Source organism: Caryophanon tenue (genome assembly GCF_001700315.1).
GTDB lineage: Bacteria > Bacillota > Bacilli > Bacillales_A > Planococcaceae > Caryophanon > Caryophanon tenue.
The window spans coordinates 452,982-473,697 of the sequence record NZ_MASJ01000001.1; the positions used below are offsets into that span (position 1 = coordinate 452,982).

General features: G+C 39.7%; 19 protein-coding genes. 16 read left to right on the forward strand and 3 right to left on the reverse strand.

All coding sequences use genetic code 11. From position 1 onward, the window contains the following. The 6 genes from A6M13_RS02115 to opp4C all read left to right on the forward strand — a co-directional run bounded on the left by A6M13_RS02115 (window position 1) and on the right by opp4C (window position 6,229). Entirely contained in the window at window positions 1-768 is a 768-nt protein-coding gene (locus tag A6M13_RS02115) for a DUF1684 domain-containing protein (protein ID WP_066542475.1), read from the forward strand. A gap of 63 nt (window positions 769-831) precedes the next feature. Beyond that, entirely contained in the window at window positions 832-2,445 is a 1,614-nt protein-coding gene (locus A6M13_RS02120; protein ID WP_066542477.1) for an ABC transporter substrate-binding protein, read from the forward strand. Between the two features lie 70 nt (window positions 2,446-2,515). Further along, the gene (locus A6M13_RS02125) at window positions 2,516-3,496 is read left to right on the forward strand and encodes an ABC transporter ATP-binding protein (RefSeq protein WP_066542479.1); all 981 of its coding nucleotides are present in this window, start codon (window positions 2,516-2,518) and stop codon (window positions 3,494-3,496) included. A 5-nt stretch (window positions 3,497-3,501) separates the two neighbouring features. After that, window positions 3,502-4,341, forward strand: a complete 840-nt coding sequence (locus A6M13_RS02130; RefSeq protein WP_066542481.1) for an ABC transporter ATP-binding protein — start codon at window positions 3,502-3,504, stop codon at window positions 4,339-4,341. Further along, window positions 4,338-5,312, forward strand: a complete 975-nt coding sequence (locus A6M13_RS02135) for an ABC transporter permease (RefSeq protein WP_066542483.1) — start codon at window positions 4,338-4,340, stop codon at window positions 5,310-5,312. Before A6M13_RS02130 ends, A6M13_RS02135 begins: the two co-directional genes overlap by 4 nt. Next, complete coding sequence (opp4C, locus tag A6M13_RS02140) at window positions 5,309-6,229, forward strand: oligopeptide ABC transporter permease (protein ID WP_083998165.1); 921 nt, start codon at window positions 5,309-5,311, stop codon at window positions 6,227-6,229. The genes A6M13_RS02135 and opp4C overlap by 4 nt, the downstream gene beginning before the upstream one ends. 197 nt (window positions 6,230-6,426) lie before the next feature. Here the strand turns inward: opp4C and scpC are convergent, their stop codons facing one another. Next, a complete protein-coding gene (scpC, locus tag A6M13_RS02145; protein ID WP_066542485.1) occupies window positions 6,427-7,923 on the reverse strand; it encodes a succinyl-CoA:acetate CoA-transferase ScpC in 1,497 nt (498 codons plus the stop codon). A gap of 209 nt (window positions 7,924-8,132) precedes the next feature. Between scpC and A6M13_RS02150 the strand changes: the two genes are divergently transcribed. The 3 genes from A6M13_RS02150 to A6M13_RS02160 all read left to right on the forward strand — a co-directional run bounded on the left by A6M13_RS02150 (window position 8,133) and on the right by A6M13_RS02160 (window position 10,841). Then, window positions 8,133-8,432 carry a hypothetical protein gene (locus A6M13_RS02150; protein WP_066542487.1) on the forward strand — a complete coding sequence of 100 codons (300 nt, stop codon included), beginning with the start codon at window positions 8,133-8,135 and terminating at the stop codon, window positions 8,430-8,432. Window positions 8,433-9,038: 606 nt separating this feature from the next. Beyond that, complete coding sequence (locus A6M13_RS02155; protein ID WP_066542489.1) at window positions 9,039-10,382, forward strand: MFS transporter; 1,344 nt, start codon at window positions 9,039-9,041, stop codon at window positions 10,380-10,382. A 129-nt stretch (window positions 10,383-10,511) separates the two neighbouring features. Continuing rightward, complete coding sequence (locus A6M13_RS02160) at window positions 10,512-10,841, forward strand: hypothetical protein (RefSeq protein WP_066542491.1); 330 nt, start codon at window positions 10,512-10,514, stop codon at window positions 10,839-10,841. Window positions 10,842-11,112: 271 nt separating this feature from the next. Here A6M13_RS02160 and A6M13_RS02165 read toward each other — a convergent pair whose 3' ends face one another. Next, window positions 11,113-12,027, reverse strand: coding sequence for a TDT family transporter (locus A6M13_RS02165; RefSeq protein WP_066542493.1), 915 nt, complete (start codon window positions 12,025-12,027; stop codon window positions 11,113-11,115). 118 nt (window positions 12,028-12,145) lie between these two features. On the opposite strand from A6M13_RS02165, the gene A6M13_RS02170 reads away from it, so the two are divergent. The 5 genes from A6M13_RS02170 to A6M13_RS02190 all read left to right on the forward strand — a co-directional run bounded on the left by A6M13_RS02170 (window position 12,146) and on the right by A6M13_RS02190 (window position 16,813). Beyond that, window positions 12,146-12,964, forward strand: a complete 819-nt coding sequence (locus A6M13_RS02170) for a LysR family transcriptional regulator (RefSeq protein ID WP_066542495.1) — start codon at window positions 12,146-12,148, stop codon at window positions 12,962-12,964. 172 nt (window positions 12,965-13,136) lie between these two features. Then, window positions 13,137-14,615 carry a DHA2 family efflux MFS transporter permease subunit gene (locus A6M13_RS02175; protein ID WP_066542497.1) on the forward strand — a complete coding sequence of 493 codons (1,479 nt, stop codon included), beginning with the start codon at window positions 13,137-13,139 and terminating at the stop codon, window positions 14,613-14,615. A 125-nt stretch (window positions 14,616-14,740) separates the two neighbouring features. Further along, window positions 14,741-15,142 (forward strand): GNAT family N-acetyltransferase, encoded by a 402-nt coding sequence (locus tag A6M13_RS02180; RefSeq protein ID WP_066542499.1) that lies wholly within the window; start codon window positions 14,741-14,743, stop codon window positions 15,140-15,142. 20 nt (window positions 15,143-15,162) lie between these two features. After that, complete coding sequence (locus tag A6M13_RS02185; protein ID WP_066542500.1) at window positions 15,163-15,891, forward strand: LysR family transcriptional regulator; 729 nt, start codon at window positions 15,163-15,165, stop codon at window positions 15,889-15,891. A gap of 352 nt (window positions 15,892-16,243) precedes the next feature. Next, window positions 16,244-16,813 carry an HTH-type transcriptional regulator Hpr gene (locus A6M13_RS02190; protein ID WP_066542501.1) on the forward strand — a complete coding sequence of 190 codons (570 nt, stop codon included), beginning with the start codon at window positions 16,244-16,246 and terminating at the stop codon, window positions 16,811-16,813. 63 nt (window positions 16,814-16,876) lie between these two features. Here A6M13_RS02190 and pbp4 read toward each other — a convergent pair whose 3' ends face one another. Next, the gene (pbp4, locus tag A6M13_RS02195; RefSeq protein ID WP_066542506.1) at window positions 16,877-18,859 is read right to left on the reverse strand and encodes a penicillin-binding protein PBP4(5); all 1,983 of its coding nucleotides are present in this window, start codon (window positions 18,857-18,859) and stop codon (window positions 16,877-16,879) included. Window positions 18,860-19,084: 225 nt separating this feature from the next. On the opposite strand from pbp4, the gene A6M13_RS02200 reads away from it, so the two are divergent. Then, the gene (locus A6M13_RS02200) at window positions 19,085-19,879 is read left to right on the forward strand and encodes an amino acid ABC transporter substrate-binding protein (RefSeq protein WP_066542507.1); all 795 of its coding nucleotides are present in this window, start codon (window positions 19,085-19,087) and stop codon (window positions 19,877-19,879) included. Window positions 19,880-20,062: 183 nt separating this feature from the next. Further along, window positions 20,063-20,716, forward strand: a complete 654-nt coding sequence (locus A6M13_RS02205; RefSeq protein WP_066542509.1) for an amino acid ABC transporter permease — start codon at window positions 20,063-20,065, stop codon at window positions 20,714-20,716.

Sequence of the window (20,716 nt, forward strand, 5' to 3'; positions counted from 1 at the left end):
ATGACAGATTATCAAGCATGGCATCAACAGCGCCACGAAGACATACTAAGTGCGCAAGGAGATATTAGTCTTATTGCAATGTACGATATTACAGCGCGTATGAGCGTACAGGCAATACCAGGCGTATGGGAGCCAGTTACAGCAGACGCTCCTGGTTTACGCGTAACTGCGACAAAAGAAGACGGCTTATCGGTCAATGGACAGCTGATCGACGGCACGGTGACATTAATCGCTGATGAAACGGTCATTGCATTCGGTGACAGCTGTACAGCAATGGCAACGAGCCAGCCAGAATCACTGCATTTATTAGCCGTTTGGGATACGACATGTGAAGCACGTGCGTCGTTTTGTCGTATTGATACGTATGAGCCAAATGCACAGTTTATTATAGAAGGAACATTACAGCGAGATGATGCAGTGATTGCTTTTTCACATACAGCAGATAACGGACAATCTCGTGCACACGCATCAATCGGCACAATTGATGTGACGATTGGCGGTCAAACGTATGCACTGCGTCCGTTCCAATCCGGTGACTATGCCATCGTTGTGTTTCGTGATGCGACAAGTGGTGCTGACACATACGGCATGGGGCGCATGGTCATTGTTGAGCAACTAGCACATGACCGTGTAAAGCTCGATTTTAATCGTGCCTTTTTACCACCGTGTGCGTTTTCACCACATTTCAATTGCCCGATGCCACCGTTTAGCAATCGCATTCAAACAGCAATTGAGGCAGGCGAAAAAAATATCATCTATCGTGCATAAAGTGTGCCGATGACTTGGAAGAAGCTCGGCACAATGAAATAAACAAATAAAGGAGTGTTAACGATGTTCAAACGTTCAAAAAACATGTTTTTCTTCATGATGTTAGTGGCTGTTATGCTTGTTGTTGCAGCATGTAGCGGTGAAGAGGAAACGGTTCAAGAAGGTACAAGCAGCGACGAAAACGTTGTGAATGTTGGGGTAACATATGCACCAAGCAATATTAACCCATTACAACCAGTGGGTCTTGTATCAACATATGTAGCAAATTTATTATTTTTACCATTAGTCGATTTAGATGCAGAGCTAAATTATCAACCAATGCTTGCAGATGCGATTACGACAGAGGATAACAAAACATTTACGATTCACTTAAACAAAGAAGCGAAATGGACAGATGGCACAGACATTACAGCGGATGATGTTATGTACACATTACAGTTAATGGCAAACCCAACTGTCGCGTCAAACTATGCGTATATGTTTGGCATTATCGAAGGTCTTGATGCAGGCGGTTACTTAGCAGAAGGACAAGAAACGATTTCAGGTGTGACAAAAGTGGATGACGACACAGTACAAATTGTGACGAAGCAACCAACAACATTAACGATTTTCCAAGATACAGTCGGTCGTTACTTATTAACATTACCGAAAGCACAGCTTGAAACGATTCCAGTAGCGGAATTAAATGCAAGTGACTTTATGCAAAATCCAACCGTAACATCAGGTCCATTTGTGATTGCGAATATTGACCGTAGTCACTATGTCGAAATGGTACCAAATAAAGACTACTTTAAAGGTGCGTCATCATTAGACCAATTAAACTTTAAAGTATTACAAGGAAACCAAATTGCCGCACAATTAAAGAGCGGTGAAATTGATATGAACATTCCATCTGCTGGTGTTATTCCAGTGTCTGATATGGAATTAGTACAAGAGCTAGATACATTAACAACCGCTTACGGCGAGCCGTTAGCAACACAATACATGTATATTAATGAAAATGTTGTAGCGGACGCGAAACAACGTCAAGCGATTTCATATGCAATGAATCGTCAAATGATTGTTGATAGTTTATTAAAAGGTGCTGGCGAAGTAACAGATGGCTTCTTCCCAAGCATTAGCCCATATTTAAATGAAGCGGTAACACCAGTTGCGCACGATGTAGAAAAAGCGAAGCAATTATTAGCAGAATCAGGCTGGGATACAAGTAAAACATTAAAGTTAGCTGTATTATCAGGTGACGCAACACTAGAACAAGCAGCGAACATTATCGTTGAAAACTTACGTGAAGCAGGCATTACAGCAGAAATTCAAATGATGGATTTCGGTACAATTATTAATGAAATTGTGAGCATGGAATATGATTTAGCCATTTCAACAGTATCTATTACACCGATTAATCCACTTCCGGATATTGCGTACTTCTTAGGAGAAGGCAATCCAAATGCGTATAGCAATGCACGTGTAAATGAAATTTTAGTGGCGTTATCAACAGAAGTAGATGAAGCGAAAATTCAAACACTATACGATGAGTTACAAGTGATTACACAACAAGATGTGCCGATGCCATCGATTTATGCAACGACAGCATTAGGTGCAGTAAACAAGCGTGTACAAGGGGCAACACCGAGCGACTTCGGCATGTTCATTAATGTACATGAGTGGACAGTACAATAATTTGAACAACGGGGCTGTTGCAGAGTATTTACTCGCACAGCCCTATTACTAAGTAAAGGGACGTGTTAACGTGAAGAGTTTGCTAAACGTAAAAGGTCTTACGACAGCATTTGAAACGGAAAATGGGAAGGTTATTAGCGTAGATGACGTAAGTTTTACGTTAAAGTATGGTGAAACATTGGCGTTAGTGGGCGAGTCGGGCAGTGGCAAAAGCGTGACGGCACTCTCATTAATGCGTCTATTAGGAAAGCGCGGAAAAATTGAGCGTGGTGATATACAGTTTGATGGTGCATCGTTACAAACTGTGTCGGAAGCGCAAATGCAAAAGCTTCGTGGTGATGAGCTTTCGATGATTTTCCAAGAGCCGATGACCGCGCTAAACCCTGTTTTTACAATTGGACATCAATTAGTTGAAGCGATTCGTTTACATGTAAACATTGATAAAAAAGAGGCAAAAACGTTAGCGCAAAACATGCTCGATAAAGTCGGTATCCCAAATGCTGCGCGTGTGATGAAGCAATTTCCTTTCTCATTATCGGGCGGAATGCGTCAACGTGTCATGATTGCGATGGCACTTGTATGTGAACCGAAATTATTAATTGCTGACGAGCCGACAACGGCATTAGACGTAACGGTACAAGCGCAAATTATGCGCTTAATGAATCAGCTTTGTGAGGAAATGGGCACAGCCATTTTACTCATTACGCATGATTTAGGTGTCGTGGCGGAAATGGCAGACCGCGTCATTGTTATGTATGCAGGACAAATCGTTGAAGAAACTGATGTCTTTACATTATTTAGAGAACCATTGCATCCGTATACACAAGGGCTACTTGCATCGATTCCGTCAATGGACTTTGATGACAAGGAATTAACGGCGATTAACGGCGCAATTCCAGCAAATTACCAACATTTACAAGGTTGTCGTTTTGCGAATCGTTGTCCATTAGCGACAGAAGCGTGCCGCACATCACAGCCACCATTAGTTGAAGTGGTGCCAGGACATAAAACACGTTGCTTTGAATGGCAACAGCTACAGCGAGGAGAGTGAGGAATATGACTACGAAAAAGCCACTTTTAGTCGTACAGAATGTTAAAACGTATTATCCGATCAAGACAGGCTTTATGAATTTAAAAACAGACTATGTTAAAGCAGTAGACGGTGTATCATTTGATATTTTTGAAGGGGAAACAGTAGGGCTTGTAGGAGAATCTGGCTGTGGGAAATCAACGCTTGGGCGAACGATTATCGGACTAGAGCCGATAACAGACGGTCATATTTATTTTGATGGTCAACAGATGGATTATCGTACGGACCGTGTTTCATTAAGTAAGCAAATTCAAATCGTATTTCAAGACCCATATTCATCACTAAATCCACGTCAAACGATAGGGGATGTTTTAGCTGAGCCACTACGTGTGCATCGTATTGTCGCTGCGCGTGATATTCCACAAGAAGTGGAACGATTGCTACAGCTTGTAGGACTGCCAACGACTGCCAAATCACGCTATCCGCATGAGTTTTCAGGCGGGCAACGTCAGCGTGTCGGCATTGCGCGCGCGTTAGCACTACGCCCACGTTTACTCATTTGTGATGAGCCGGTATCTGCATTAGACGTGTCGATTCAAGCGCAAATTATGAATTTATTTAAGCAATTGCAACAAGAGCTAGGGCTAACGTATTTATTTATTGCCCATGGTTTAGGTGCAGTGAAATATATTAGTGATCGCATTGCTGTGATGTACGCTGGGAAAATTGTTGAAATGGGCACAACTGAAGACATTTTCTTACGCCCACAGCATGCGTACACGAAAACATTATTACGTGCTTATCCAAATCCAGACCCAACAAAGCGCAGTATTATTCAGCGAACACAAAAAGGAGCGTTAGAATGATTGGTTATATTGTACGACGTTTGCTAATTGCCGTTCCTGTGTTGTTTGGGGTAACGGTTATTAACTTCTTAATTATGCGTATGGCGCCAGGAAATCCAGTGGACATGCTCGTTAGTCCGAAACTACCGGATGCCGCACGTGAAGCGAAAATGATTGAACTTGGGCTACATGAGCCGATTTATATTCAATATTGGAACTGGTTAAAAAACTTAGTAGTACATCAAGATTTAGGCTATTCGATGATTACGTATGAGCCAGTAACAACGATGATTTGGGACAGAATGGGCCCGACTGTATTGCTGATGGGCGTGGCACTTATTTTAGGTTTATGTATCGCCATCCCAGTCGGTATTTATAGTGCGACAAAACAATATTCAAAGTTAGATTATGTATTTGTAACAGGGTCATTTTTAGGCATTTCGATTCCGAACTTTTTTTTAGCACTATTACTTGTCTATGTTTTTTCGATTCAATTAAACTGGCTACCATCTGGTGGGATGAAAGAGCTTGGAAGTAGCGGTAGTGTCACAACGTTAATCATTCATATGATTTTACCGTTAATCGTACTTGTTGCAAGTGTCGCAGGGCGCAATATTCGCTATGTACGCTCAAGCATGTTAGAAATTTTAGGGCAAGATTATTTACGTACGGCACGTGCTAAAGGCGTGAAAGAGTTTTTCGTTGTCAATAAGCATGGGATGCGCAATGCCTTAATCCCAATCGTAACGATTATTGGATTAGAAATTCCGATTTTATTTGGCGGTGCAGTTGTCGTTGAGCAAATTTTTTCATGGCCAGGCATTGGTCAATTGACATTATCTTCTATTATGAATCGTGATTATTCAACGCTAATGGGCTTAAACTTAGTCGCTGCTTTTGTCGTCATTGCTGCGAATATTGTAACGGACATTGCATATGCCTTTGTAGATCCACGCATTCGAAAAAGTTATGTAGGAGGGTCGAAACGATGAGTATATGGCAACGATTTTTTAATAAAAAACAATATGATGCCCAGAAATCTGTACAGTGGTCAGAAGAACAAAGTTTCCCGTCACATCATGTGTTTTGGCAACGTTTTAAAAAGCATAAGCTGGCAGTCGTAAGCTTATGGACGTTATTAGTCATTGCGATGTGTGCAATTTTAGCGCCGATTTTAGCGCCATTTGATCCAAATGAAATTACCGGTAATTTTAGTGCCGCGCCTTCGATGCAACATTGGCTAGGAACAGACCAAGTCGGACGCGATATTTTAAGTCGCGTGTTATATGCCGCACGTGTATCGTTAGTCGTGGGTATTGGTGCTGTGGCGATCTCAGCCATTATCGGAACAGTGCTTGGCTTAGTATCGGGCTATTTTGGTGGTCTAATCGATGGGATCATTATGCGTATTACCGATGTGTTTATGTCATTCCCATATATTATGTTTATTTTAGTAGTAGCAAGTATTGTTGGGCCGGGCTTAACGAATATTATTTTAATTTTAGGGATACTCGGCTGGCCAGGTATTGCGCGTTTAGTGCGAGGCAATGTATTAGCTATTAAGCAATCAGATTATGTCAAGGCAAGTGTGGCGCTTGGCTATAGCACACCACGTATTTTATTTAAACATATTTTACCAAATACGATTGCACCAATTTTAATTTATGCAACAAGTGGTGTAGCAGGTGCGATTTTAGATGAAGCGGCACTTAGCTTTTTAGGATTAGGCGTACAGCCACCTGATGCAAGCTGGGGCAATATGTTATCAAGTGCGCAATCAGTTTCGATTTTAACGACACAGCCATGGTTCTGGATTGCACCTGGTGTATGTATTTTAGTAACGGTGCTAGCGATTAACTATATTGGCGATGCACTGCGAGATGCGTTAGACCCACGTAATGTGAAGTAACGAGGATAGGAGACTGGGAAAAACCATCCTCTACATTGGACAAAGCTCCGGCGAATACTACATTCGCCGGAGCTTTGTTTGTTGAAAGATTGTCGAGTTGGCACCAATTAATTTTTCACAACAAGCGAAAAAATGGATATTCCGCACACGTTGCACTAATAGAACTCACGTTTAACGTCGACCAACTTACTTTTGGATTATGATTTTTTCATCGTTTTTTGCTCAGCTAAATGTGTGTGCCACGATAACGCTTCTGCTAAAATATGCGGCGTTTGTGCATTGCCTGTTGCCTCAACAGCGCGGTCGAAATAATCACGCATTTGCTCTTTAAAATCAGGGTGCATACAGTTTTCAATAATGCGTGCTGCGCGTTCTTTCGGCGCTAAACCGCGTAAGTCTGCAATGCCTTGCTCTGTTACGATAACATCCACATCATGCTCTGTGTGGTCAACGTGTGATACCATTGGCACGATTGATGAAATGGCGCCACCTTTAGCGTACGACTTCGTCACGAAAATACCAAGACGCGCATTTCGGGCAAAGTCACCCGAACCACCAAGACCGTTCATCATTTTTGTACCGCTAACGTGTGTGGAGTTTACGTTGCCGTAGATATCAGCTTCAAGTGCGGTATTAATCGAAATTAAGCCTAAGCGGCGAATGATTTCAGGGTGGTTTGAAATTTCTTGTGGACGCAGTACTAACTTGTCCTTATATTTCCCTAGATTTCCGTATACACGTTTCCCACATTCCTCACTAAGTGTAATCGATGTGGCAGAGGCGAACTTCACTTTTCCGGCATCTAGTAGCTCAAATACCGCATCTTGAAGTACTTCAGAGTATACTTCTAAGTTTTCGAATTCGCCGTGTAAAAAGCCGTTTAACACAGCATTTGCCACAGAGCCGACACCAGACTGAATCGGTGCTAATTCATTTGTTAAGCGACCTGCTTCAATCTCTGCACGTAAGAAGTCTAATAAGTGACTAGCAATTTGTGCTGTTTCCTCATCGGGCTGCACAATTAATGACGGTGCATCGGTAATTTCGGAAATAACAATGCCTTTAATTTTTTCAGGGTCTACATGAATAGCTGTTGTACCAATACGTGTAGAAGCATCTGTTAACGGAATCGGTTCACGTTTTCCTTGAACATCCGGTATATAAATATCGTGCAAGCCTTCTAAATCTGCAGGCTGTGCCATGTTTAATTCAACGATAATATTTTTCGCATATTGAGCGAAGATAGGTGAGTTCCCGACAGATGTTGTCGGTACAATATGTCCTTCTTCGGTAATCAATGTTGCTTCAATAATTAAGTAATCAATTGGCCCAATAATGCCTTGACGTACAAGCTCCGCATTATGTGATAAATGGGCATCCGCATAGAGTACTTGTCCGCTATTAATAAGCCCGCGAATGACTGGGTCTCCTTGATAGGGAGAACGCTTACGAATTAAGCCAGCTGCCGCCATTTTATCGTCTACTTCAGGCCCAAGTGAAGCCCCTGTATAGACGTCTACTTGTAATTTCTCCTGCTGTGCACGTTCAACAAGTGCAAGTGGGACAACCTTCGCATCACCAGCACGTGTGAAACCACTCATGCCGACAACCATGCCGTCTTCAATCCAACTTGCTGCCTCTTGTGCTGATACGACTTTATGTTGTAACGGTTCATAAAAAATACGCTCTTTCATCTAACTAACCCCTTCCGCCTACATGATTTGTCAATGGTCTCAAGTTATAAGAAATGGTGTAAACGTACAGAATAAAGTCTCATCATCAGCCCCTTTAAACTACATCATTACGTTAATTATAAGAAAAAAAAGAAGATTAAGTCAATTGAAGAGGCGAATATGTGCTTAAAAAGCGGGTATAAACAGAGTAAAAGAGAGGAGCAATACATATGTATTTTAACTATAAACATCCACAAGACGAGCTATATAAAGTATCGCATTATCAATTTGAATATGGGGGAGAGCCGATTGCGACCATTGATGTGCACGATAATTTAAACGGTAAATATCGCTTTATTATTCGCTTTACAGATGGACGCATTCCGCTAGAGCATCAAACTATCGCGAGTAATGATGCGCACCTAGCTCATATTCCAGCGGTGTTTCATTCCTTACATGAAACATTACAAAGTGCGATTGATGAAGCCACAACCATTGCTACACAATTTATTGAACGAACGCTACCGTAACCTATATAATAAAGAGCGTAGGACAAAATCTTAAAAATAAATTAGAAACAAAACAAAGTGTTAGGAGAAATTTCATCATTTCTCCTAACACTTTTCTGCTTTCATCGTCACGTTCACAACGCTTGCCAACATATTCCTTTATTAAAAAATAATCATTAGCAGAACACTCAATATCGCATGCAAAATTAGATAGATGCGAATGAAGCTATTTCTCTATTGTGAACATTTATGTTATGACTCATGCTCATGTTGGTTCGATTATAGCAGCGACAATAATATATTGATTAAAAAATACCGTGTTTAGTATAGAGTTGAACGGACAAGAAGCATGGTAAATTACAGGGAATTATGTTGATTTTATGCCCTGAATTATGAAGACAAAGACAATAAATATGAATAAAATGTGAATTCGAGAAAAAACGGTGTAGTTATTGTTGTAGTACAAGTTTTTTGTTTTTATTTCTCTAAAATAGTTCTTTTCGCTAACTTAAAAACTTTTTTTGTTGTGTTATAAAATATATTGATATATTTGAAAATTCATTTTATAATCAAATAAATCATAAATGGTGAATAGAGTTCTTTATTTGTGGACAAAGGGGGAGAAAAATGAAAGCGGTTCATATTCAACAATTAATTGCAGAAAGTAAATTTACAAAATTTCATTGGATGCTACTGTTATGGAGTTTTGCGATTATCGCCTTTGACGGGTATGACCTTGTCGTCTATGGCACAGTGGTACCGGTTTTAATTGAAGAGTGGGGAATTTCATCTGTTTATGCAGGGACACTGAGCAGTTATGGTTTATTCGGTATGATGTTTGGTGCCATTTTCTTTGGGATTATTGCAGACCGTGTAGGACGTAAAAAAGTAATCGTTTTAACAACAGTGTTATTTAGTGTTTTCACGGGGTTATGTGGCTTTGTTGATTCGCCAGAATTATTTGGGATTTTCCGCTTTATTGCAGGGTTAGGTTTAGGTGGTATTATGCCAAACGTAATCGCATTATTAACGGATTATGCGCCGAAAAAATATCGCGGCACAATTGTAGCGATTGTATTATGTGGTTATTCAGTAGGTGGTATTTTAGCGCCAATTTTAGGCATTGTATTAATGCCAAGCTTCGGATGGGAAAGTATTTTCTGGGTGGCATTACTCCCAATTTTATTTTTACCAATGATGTACAAGCAATTACCGGAAACACCGCGCTATTTAGTGAAAAAGGGGCGCTTTGAAGAGCTTGCAGCAACATTAAATAAAATGGCGCCACAAGCAAATGTAACGGCGCAAATGCAGTTCATCATTGAAGAAACAGAGGCAGCTAAAGTAGGGCCACTTGCACTTTTCCATGAAAAACGTGGTCTTAGTACAGTATTATTTTGGACAGCCTTCTTCTGCTGTTTACTAATGGTATACGGCTTAAATACATGGTTACCAAATTTAATGATTCAAGCAGGCTACGGCTTAACATCAAGTTTACTATTTTTAGTCGCATTACAAGGCGGTGCGATTATCGGTTCACTAATTATGGGGCCACTTGCAGACCGCATTGGCTTTAAGAAAGTACTTGTACCGATGTATGCATCTGGTGCAGTAGCACTTACGCTATTAGGCTTTGGTGGAAGTCAAGCTTGGGTATTCTTCTTAGTAATGGTAGCAGGGGCAGCGACAATTGGTTCACAAAATATCGTTCAAGCATATGTATCACAGTACTACCCAGCATTTATTCGTTCAACAGCATTAGGGACAGCTTCAGGTATCGGACGAATCGGTGGTATGACAGGGCCAATTATGGGTGGTGTGCTATTGACGATGACATTGCCGAACTATCAATACTTTTTAGCATTTGCTATTCCAGGTTTAATTGCATCAATTGCGTTAGCATTAGTACCAACATTCAATAATAAGAAAAAGCAAAAATCGCAAGACATGTCATTGCAAGAAGCTTTATAATAAAAAGAGAGTGCGAGGGATAACCTAGCACTCTCTTTATTTTATGATACATTAAAGCTAGGTGGACGCTTTGTTGCAGAATTTGGCGGACATGGCAACGTAGCAACCATTACGAATGCTATACGTCATGTGTATGAAGTTCATGGACTTTGCTATGATGAACAACGCTTTCCGTGGTATTTTCCAACAATCGGTGAATATACAACCTTATTAGAGAGCGTTGGTTTTGATGTAACGTTTGCGTATCATTATGACCGACCAACGATGTTACAAGGGGAGCAAGGATTGCGCAATTGGCTTGCGATGTTTGGCGATGAATTACTACAAGCAACGACTGAACAGCAACAACAGCAATTTATAGCGGAAGTAGAAGCGTTCGTAAAACCTCAATTATATAAAGATGGCATGTGGTTTGCAGATTATAAACGTTTACAAATTGTCGCGTATAAGCGTCGTTAAAAAGTGAACGCAAAACAAAATAAAACCACGGCGAACAATTTCGCCGTGGTTTTATTTAATTTGAGAGAAGGGTTTTAGCCCAACCTCTCTTCGCATTTCCCAACATACTTGCGTTTGTCGCATCATATGTGGTGAAAAGACAGATGCTGTACTTATGTTGTCATATCATACAGCAAGCCGACCATACTTGTGTTGTCACATCATACGGTGAAATGATGATTGCCTATACCGTCCCTTCCGTTGTCGGATAAGTGAGGTATTGGTTTTTTTATCATACTTGCGCTTTTCGCATCGCATGGAAAAAGACTGCATATCGAACAAATACATAGACCACTACACAAGAGGCGATGATCAGTTCAATAACCGCTAGCCACTGTAAAACAGGAACATTCACGACATTTGCTGTTGTAAATAAGGCAGTTGCACAAATTACAAGTGGGAATGTGAATGCCGCATAGCTTGGATAAAACGGAAGTGTTAATAGCTTTGGTAATTGACATAACACAAAAACATATAATGCTTGTGAGATTAACAATAATGTCGCTACTAAAAAAACGTTATGAAGCTCAAATGCTTGTAAATATCCTGTTAAACAAAGTGAGCCGGGCGCAGCTAAAATCGTAATTAATGGTTTTGCACCTTCTGCAATGTCATGCTTTTGTAAGCGTACGAGCATAATTGGAAGTAACACCGCATAGCCAATAAGCACAACCCAGAATAAAAATTGTGTTAACTCAGGCATAAATGCACCTGCAGTTACTGGCACAATGCCAAGTCCTACGTATAGAATGAACCAACTTGGGTATACTTCTTGTAGAGACACAACTTGTTTGATAACAAAACGGTACGTAAAATAGCCAATCAGTACAACTTGTAATGCGATGGCAGAAAACCAAAGCCATGTAGCAAGCGTTGTATATGGAACAAGCATGCTTGCCATGACCATTGTACCCATCGTAAACGTTGGTGCAACGGAAGCGATAATCGGATTTTGTAAGTCTTGTAGCACCGAGGAAAATGCGAAGAAAATTTTAGCCACAAGCAGTACGAATAAAATGGCGCCACAAGCAAAGAAAATCGTGCTTGCCAGTGTCCATTCTAACGATGCGTACAGCTTCGATAACGACATTAAGCCGAGCATTAGCCCGCTTGTCGGAATCGGCATCTTCTTCAAAAATGGACGCATGCCGTTAAAACCTCCTGCATTTTCGTTATGTTTAGTATAATTTATTTTTTATTATTTGAAAAATACATATTTGTTATAATAATTATTAATATATTCAATAATTAGATGAGGTGTTTATATGTTAGAACTATTACAAATATTTGTGAAAGTATATGAATGTCGTAATTTCACAAAGGCTTCGGAATTGCTGTTCATTTCGCAGCCAACGATTTCATTAAAGATGAAGCAATTAGAACAGCAACTGCAAGTAACTTTATTTATACGTCAAGGTCCAAAAAGCATTCAGCCAACTGCGCAAGCTGACTACTTATATGAGCAATCGATGAAAATGATTGAGCTTTGGCACGATACAGCGTTTGCTCTTCATCACGAAGATTTAGAGGAGATTACATGTACCATTGCATGCTCGAACACATTTGGGCTGTATTATTTACCCGATTTAATGCCAAGTTTTATTGCGCGTTTTCCAAACGTTGAATTTACGTTAAAAATTATGAACTCTGAAGAAGCGGTACAGCAACTCTATCAGCATGAAGCAGACCTTGCCTTTATTGAGAAGCCAATTGAAACAGCCGGATTATATAAGAAGGTTCTTTTTAAAGATGAATTAGTACTAGCAGGTAAAGCGACTGCACCACATTGGCTTATGCGTGAAAATCATTCCGGTATTCGCTTCTTCAATGAACTATATATTGCTGAGCATAGTTTATCGCCAACGTATATGTACATTAATAATGGAGAGATGATGAAGCAATTATTAAAACGAGGGGTTGGTCGAGCAGTTGTTTCGAAATTATCGGTGGACGATTTACCGTATGAACGGTTACCGGACAAATATAATCGCAATATGTATATTGTCGCACGTACACGCGACGTGGCACATCCGCTATATGCGGTTGAAAAATGGATTGAGGAATTTTTTAGTCGCAACTATTAACGATCGGTTGGTATCCATATTGTATTAGTTCAAATATTTTTGAACTGAATATTTCTTGTCACGAATTAATTTTGAACTATGGGTATTTTAAAGTGGACAAAATTATACCGGTAGTATAAAATCCATAAAGTGAATAAATTTTAGATAAGAACAGTAGGGAGCAAAAGTACAAATGAAAAACTTAGAAAAACCACCGTACTTAGTCATTGCCATTTTGTTCTTTGGTGCGTTCGTTGCCTTTTTAAATAACTCATTATTAAACGTAGCGTTACCAACCATAATGACAGATTTTGATGTAGAGTATTCAACCGTTCAGTGGCTTGCAACAGGGTATATGCTTGTTAGTGGCGTATTAATTCCAGTATCAGCCTTTTTAATTACAAAGTTTAAAAACCGTACGTTATTTTTAACAAGTATGGTTATTTTCACGTTAGGTACAGCGCTTGCCGCGTTTGCGCCAAACTTTGGTGTATTATTAGCAGGGCGCATGACGCAAGCAGTTGGTTCATCGGTAATGGGTCCATTATTAATGAATATTATGCTTGTCAGCTTCCCACGTGAAAAACGTGGCGCAGCAATGGGGATTTTCGGTCTTGTTATGATTACAGCACCAGCCATTGGTCCAACATTATCAGGTTATATTGTTGAGTATTGGGACTGGCGCGTACTTTTCGAAATGATTTTACCATTCGCGATTGCATCAATTGTATTAGCATTCTTTAAACTAGAAAATATTTTAGAAACACGCAACCCATCATTAGATGTTGTATCAATCTTATTATCTGTGCTTGGTTTTGGGGGATTATTATACGGTTTCTCAATGGCAAGTTCAGAAGGTTGGAGCGATGTATTACATGTAATAGGCCCAATTATTATTGGTGCGATTGCGTTAACATTGTTCATTACACGCCAATTAAAGTTAGACGAACCATTATTAGACTTACGTGTGTATAAATACCCGATGTTCGCATTAGGGTCAATTATTTCAATGGTAACGTCTATCGCGATGTTCTCAGGGATGATTTTAACACCGGCATATGTTCAATCTGTACGTGGTATTTCGCCGCTTGATTCAGGTTTAATGATGTTGCCAGGTGCGATCGTGATGGGATTAATGTCGCCAATTACTGGTAAGTTATTCGATAAGTTTGGTCCACGTGTATTAGCATTTATCGGTTTAGCCATTACAGCGTATTCAACGTATTTACTATCGGTTTTAACACTTGATTCAACATACACATATATCGTTGTGATTTATACATTGCGTATGTTCGGTATGTCGATGATTATGATGCCGATTATGACAAATGGTTTAAACCAGTTACCAACACGTCTAAACCCACATGGTACAGCTGTTAATAACACAGCACAACAAGTGGTTGGTGCAATTGGTACAGCATTATTTGTGACAATTATGAATAGCCAAGCAGCAAAAGAGGGTGCATCATTAGTCGCAAACTTAACGCCAGAACAATTAGTGGATCCATCACAGCAAGCGTTACTTGCACAGCAAAGTTTACTACATGGGATTCAAATGTCCTTCTTAGTAGCAACGGGTGTAACCGTACTTGCACTTATTCTTTCGTTATTCTTAAAACGTGTCAATGTCTCTGCAGAAGATGTCGCACGTATCGAAGCGGAAGAGAAATAATGCGTAAAAAAACACTAGCTATTTGGCTAGTGTTTTTTTGTACAGAAAGTTAAATTGAAAGGGAGAAGAAGGAATATTTTGGGGTGTATTGAATATGACTATATCACGAATGAGGGGGCAAGCTTATGATGTTACGTTTAGCGAATAAAAGTGATATTACACAGTTAGGTCATTTAAAGTGGCAAGCATTGCAAGAATATACAGAGATAAACGATAACGACAAGGCAACGTTTCAAGAGCGTTACGGTGCGTTTTTATTAATGGTATTGACAAACCCAGACTGGAAAATTTGGCTTGCAGAACAAAATGGACATATTATTGGGCATATTTATGCACAACGTGTTGTGAAGAAAGCCGCTTTTGGAGAAGAAGCAAAGTATTTGGTGAAATTGTCAAATTTTTATACAACGCCCGTTTGTCGAAAACAAGGCATCTTGCAAACATTATTTGCCGCGGTGATGGCTTGGTTACAAAGCCATCAATATGAATATACAATTATTAATGAGCCAACGATGAGCATTGGTTAAATTTGCATTGGAGTGTCAGCATGGACGTACGGCAATTAAACTATTTTAAAGTGATTGTAGATGAAGGGAACTTAACGCGCGCAGCAGAAAAATTACATATGGCACAACCACCGTTAAGCCAGATGTTAAAGAAACTAGAGGATGAGGTTGGTGCAACGTTAATCGAACGGTATCGAGCGAAATGGCGTTTAACGGAAGCTGGAAAAGTTATATATGACTTAGCAGAACAGATGGAAAATAAGATTACGCATGCGAAACGCTATATTGGCGAACTGGTAGATGGACAACGTGGTGAGCTTCGCATTGGAATGGCACCAAGCTGTATCGCTACATGTTTAGAAGCCATCGCATTATTTCGAGAGCACCATCCGAATGTCATCATAAAGTTAGTTGAAGGTAGCTCGGAGCAACTGTTAGAGCAAGTACAGGCACAGCGTTTAGATTGTGCGTATGTATTAAAGCCACAAAAACCATTATTACTTCCACATAAAATAATTGGTGAGCTATTTTTTGAAGCGGCACTCCCGACAGCATGGTGTGATGGTCAACAAGCAATTACAATGGAGGCATTAACGCAATTTCCGTTAGCGATGTTGATACCGATGAAGGGCTATACGATATATGAACAAGTAAAAACAACACTCTTGTCATTAAATAGTGATGTGCATATTGCATATGAATGTGAGACGATCGCCGTTGTGTTAGCATTAGTTGCGCGTAAGCAGTGTGCAACGATTTTGCCGAAATAACGATTACAGCCGTATGAAAAAGAACAAGTAACATGGCTGCCGATTCAAGATTTAGAATTAACGATTCAGCCAACTATCATTTGGACAGAAGCATCTTATCCTTCTGCTACATTAACCCATTTTTTACAACGATACGCGTAAAAAGTTATATCAGTATATAAAAAGTGTTTGTCTAGAAAAGAATAATTTTGATGGAATCTATGTGTAATATGCATATAGGTTCTTTTTTGCTACATTCGTTGTTTATTTGCTGTATAAAAAGTATGTGGAATTATTTTAACATGAATTGTTTCACAATTTAGGTTTTTCTGATATAATATCGGTAACTAAACATATAGAAAAGGGTGGTTGTGTGTCAGAATTCGTTTATAGAAATAAAGAAGAACTATTGTATAGTCAGCGAGTTGCACAGTTATCAAAGGCATTATGGCGTGTAATTGAAAAAGATTGGCAATGTTGGATTAAACCGTATGATTTAAACATCAATGAGCATCATATTTTAACGATTACATATTATATGAAGGGCGCCTCTGTATCTGATGTGGCGAAATATGGCTCGATGCATGTTTCCACAGCCTTTAATTTCTCGAAAAAATTGGAAGAACGTGGCTTATTAACGTTCTCAAAACGCGATGATGATAAACGCAACACATACATTGAAATTACCGAGCAGGGCAAGGAACTGATTGACGAAGCAAATCGTCATTATTTTGATACGTCACATGCCGTATTAGAAGGCTCTGTTAAAATGAAAGAGTTATATGGTCGTTTCCCTGAGTTTTTAGAAATGACCGCTATTGTACGTAATATTTACGGCAATGAGTTTATTGAAACGTTAGAGCAATCTTTCCAAAGCTTATCACATACACTTGATGTCATTGATCAAGAAGTGCATCATAGCGAGTTAATGAAAGAAGCATAATATATAGTAAACAGGCACAGACGAGATTTCATTCGTCTGTGCCTGTTTGTATTTATACGGTCATTACTGAAGTTGTTGAAGTACAGGAATTAAAAGTTCTGCTGCGCTTTTGCCGACTTCTTGATGGCGTTCGACAATAGACACTGCGACATATTTCGAAGCGGCTGTATCATACGCTAAAATCAAACTGTTTTCAATACCGCGTCCTTCTTGTGTCGCTTTTAACTCCGCCGTTCCGGTTTTAGCGGCAACATTTGGTACGACATTCAGTACATGACCTGTGCCGTCCTGCTGTGTAACGACTTTAACAAGGGAAGGTTCAATTGTTGCAATCGTTTCTGGTGAAAATGCCGACTTTGTTTTTGACTCAGTATCCATCACTAGGCGTGGGTAGGCAAGTTGGCCATCATTTGCTAATACGCTATAAATAGACGTCATTTGAATCGGTGAAATAAGCATTTCGCCTTGTCCATAAGCAGTATCAGCTAATAAAATGTCCGAAGAAATTGAATCATCATTTGAAAATTGTGCCGGCTCCATCGCGAGTGGTAGCGCTAAGTCCTCCGTAAAGATAAGCTTTGCTAAGCCACCAATAAATTTTTCACCTGTCATGGCTAATGCTTGCTGTGCAAAATAAATATTATCGGATTTTACAAGCGCTGTTTCTAAATTAACGGGATTCGCAAAGTTTAAACGTGAAACGAAGTAGCTCCCCCACGAATTGTCAGGCTGCCATTTCATATCAGGAATGGTTAATGCTTCAGTTGGCTGTAATGTGCCGGCTTCAATACCAATAGCAGCTGTAATCGGCTTGAACGTTGAACCAGGTGCATAACGTGCTGAGAAACGACTAATGAAAGGTTTATCTTCATTATTGTTATACACATCGTACTGACTTTGTGAAATGCCTGTCACAAATAAGTTTGGATTATAAGAAGGCTTGCTGACAAGCGCTAATAAATCACCTGTTGTAGGCGCCATTAATACGGTTGTGCCAGCTGCATTCCCTAAAGCATCATAGGCACTTTGTTGTGCGATCGTATCGATTGTTAGTTGAATCGTTTCACCATGCTGTGGCTCATTTTGAATAATCGTTGCGCGTTTATCGCCATTTGCGCTTTCAATATAAATTTCGCCACCTTTTTGTCCGCGTAAACGTTCGTCAAATGTCATTTCTAAACCAGTGCGTCCGATAACATCATTTGCAGATAGTGCTGGATTCTTTTCGATATCTTCAGCGGTCACTTTACCGACATAGCCGATTAATTGTGCAGTCGCTTCAGCGAATGGATATAAACGTGACGCTATTTTATCGTAAAGAACGCCATCAATTGGTGGTGTATCATTTGTTGGTAATGTTTTTAATGGTACGAATGTTTCGTCTGTCACCCAGTTTTGTTGTAATTGCTTTTCAATAAATGCTGGGCTAATACTTAGTGCTTGTGCGATGCGGGCAATCGTTGCTGTACGGGTTTCACCTGTGCCGAGTTGACCAGGAACAACACCGGCACGTGGACGTTCGCCATTTTCAGCGATAATGACACCGTTACGGTCTGTAATTTCGCCACGAAGTGGTTGTGCTACAGTGTAGCGTACTTTATCATCTGCGAGCATGTCTGGAAAAATGAGTTCCGCTGTCCAATCAATTTTAAATGCGTCACCTTCTTCGACAATCTTCGCTTGATATGGTAAATCTGTGATTGGTCCGAATGCCGTGTCAAAGGAAGCTGTATAATCAAGCAACCATTCATCTGTTTCACGTAATGTATAGGTCATATTACTAATCGCAATCCCGCTATAAATATTGGTATATTTCTCAATGAAATCTTGTTCCGTATAACCTGTATTTTCGAGCGATGCCGCTGTTACAAGTGTAGGTAAACGATCAAAATCTTGTTCAGCAAGTGCTTCAAGCCATTGTTCGCGTAATGATTGCAATGCCTCTGCTTCTTTATTTTGTGCATTTACGATATATGCGTAAATACCACCACCGATAAGTAAAATTATCGCAACTAAAATAGCAGGGAGCATCCACTTTTTCTTCATACACTAAAACCCCTTTACTGTAAAATTTAGGCGAAATAACATTATTTTCTGGTAATAAGTAACCGTTATGAGTATACCATAGTCGTTGATATGTTAGAATATTTTTTCTAATGCAAATCTTGCCGTTAACTGTTGACGAATTGTAATGTTTTTGTTAATCTATTAACACATTAGTGATTTAGCACGCGAAAGTGTTTTTTGATAAATGAAGGGAAGAAATAATAGATGAAAAAACGTAAATGGGCAACAATGTTAGCATTACCACTGGCTTTAACAACAATGTTAGCGGCTTGTGGCGACGAAGAAACAGAAACAACAAGCGGTGAAGAAAAAGAAGTATTAGTTATTGGGATTGACGATAAATTTGCACCAATGGGCTTCCGTGACGATAAAAATGAAATCGTCGGCTTCGACATTGACTATGCACGCGCAGCTGCAACAGAAATGGGTGTAGAGGTAACATTCCAACCAATCGACTGGAAAACGAAAGAATCTGAATTAATGTCAGGTCGTATCGACTTAATTTGGAACGGTTACACAATTACAGATGAGCGTAAAGAAAAAGTAAACTTTACAGAGCCATATTTAGAAAACTCTCAAGTCGTGGTGACATTAGCAGATTCAGACATTACAGCATTAGCAGATTTAGCAGATAAAAATATTGGTGTACAAGCACTTTCATCAGCATTAGATGCTTTTAACGGAAATGAAGTGTCAAAAACTGTAGCAGAGGTTGCAGAGTTTGGTGACAATGTGATGGCATTAACAGATTTAAAAACAAAGCGAATTGATGCAGTTGTTATTGATGAAGTTGTAGCAAACTATTACAATACATTAGAAGACGGTACGTTCAAAATTTTAGATGAGCACTTAGCACCTGAGCAATACGGTGTTGGTGTGAGCAAAGATGACGAAGAACTATTAACAGATTTACAAGCAGCGCTAGATACGTTAAACGAAAATGGCAAAGCGGAAGAGATTTCTGTGAAATGGTTTGGTGAGGACAAAGTACTAGATTAATATCGTAGACGTTGCTAAAGAATATTAGCCAATAGGAAGCACTGTTTCAAGCGCAATGCTTAGGAGACAGTGCTTCTATGATGGAAATATTAATTTCCCATCTTCTGTGCAAAGGGCTTGTCGAAGAATTTTTTCTTCGACAAGTCCTTGCTGACGTTTTTACAAGGAGGAGAACTACTAGAAATGGAAGACTTTATGTCAATGCTACTGCCAATGTTAGAGGGCGCAAAAATGACGGTATTACTATTTTTAATTGCCATTGTGCTGTCAATTCCGCTCGGCTTTTTACTAACGCTTGCGGTACGTAGCAGTTTTAAACCACTTAGCTGGTTTGCGCAAGCATATATTTATGTGATGCGTGGAACGCCGCTATTATTACAACTATTAATTATTTGTTTCGGTTTACCGATGATTCCCGTTATTGGTGAATATTTAGTGTTAGACCGCTTCGTTGCGGCATGTTTAGGCTTTGTGCTAAACTATGCAGCGTACTTTGCTGAAATCTTTAGAGGTGGCTTATTAGCGATTGATAAAGGTCAGTATGAGGCGGCGCAAGTGTTAGGACTAAATAAATTCCAAACGACAACGCGCATTATTTTACCGCAAATGTTCCGCATTGCGTTACCATCTGTAGCGAATGAATCGGTAACATTAGTAAAAGATACAGCACTGCTATACGCGGTAGCTGTGCCAGAGTTACTACACTACGCGCAAACTGTTGTAAACCGAGACTTTACAATCGTACCGTTTTTAGTGGCAGCCGTATTATATTTAATCATTACTTTAGTATTAACAGCATTCTTCAAGTGGCTAGAGCGCCGCTTCAAGTTTGAATAG

Bases quoted from the DNA above. Each gene is read 5' to 3' on its own strand.
- A6M13_RS02115 (WP_066542475.1), top strand. From the start codon at position 1: ATGACAGATTATCAAGCATGGCATCAACAGCGCCACGAAGACATACTA.
- A6M13_RS02120 (WP_066542477.1), top strand. From the start codon at position 832: ATGTTCAAACGTTCAAAAAACATGTTTTTCTTCATGATGTTAGTGGCT.
- A6M13_RS02130 (WP_066542481.1), top strand. From the start codon at position 3,502: ATGACTACGAAAAAGCCACTTTTAGTCGTACAGAATGTTAAAACGTAT.
- A6M13_RS02135 (WP_066542483.1), top strand. From the start codon at position 4,338: ATGATTGGTTATATTGTACGACGTTTGCTAATTGCCGTTCCTGTGTTG.
- opp4C (WP_083998165.1), top strand. From the start codon at position 5,309: ATGAGTATATGGCAACGATTTTTTAATAAAAAACAATATGATGCCCAG.
- scpC (WP_066542485.1), bottom strand. From the start codon at position 7,923: ATGAAAGAGCGTATTTTTTATGAACCGTTACAACATAAAGTCGTATCA.
- A6M13_RS02150 (WP_066542487.1), top strand. From the start codon at position 8,133: ATGTATTTTAACTATAAACATCCACAAGACGAGCTATATAAAGTATCG.
- A6M13_RS02155 (WP_066542489.1), top strand. From the start codon at position 9,039: ATGAAAGCGGTTCATATTCAACAATTAATTGCAGAAAGTAAATTTACA.
- A6M13_RS02165 (WP_066542493.1), bottom strand. From the start codon at position 12,027: ATGCGTCCATTTTTGAAGAAGATGCCGATTCCGACAAGCGGGCTAATG.
- A6M13_RS02170 (WP_066542495.1), top strand. From the start codon at position 12,146: ATGTTAGAACTATTACAAATATTTGTGAAAGTATATGAATGTCGTAAT.
- A6M13_RS02175 (WP_066542497.1), top strand. From the start codon at position 13,137: ATGAAAAACTTAGAAAAACCACCGTACTTAGTCATTGCCATTTTGTTC.
- A6M13_RS02180 (WP_066542499.1), top strand. From the start codon at position 14,741: ATGATGTTACGTTTAGCGAATAAAAGTGATATTACACAGTTAGGTCAT.
- A6M13_RS02185 (WP_066542500.1), top strand. From the start codon at position 15,163: ATGGACGTACGGCAATTAAACTATTTTAAAGTGATTGTAGATGAAGGG.
- pbp4 (WP_066542506.1), bottom strand. From the start codon at position 18,859: ATGAAGAAAAAGTGGATGCTCCCTGCTATTTTAGTTGCGATAATTTTA.
- A6M13_RS02200 (WP_066542507.1), top strand. From the start codon at position 19,085: ATGAAAAAACGTAAATGGGCAACAATGTTAGCATTACCACTGGCTTTA.
- A6M13_RS02205 (WP_066542509.1), top strand. From the start codon at position 20,063: ATGGAAGACTTTATGTCAATGCTACTGCCAATGTTAGAGGGCGCAAAA.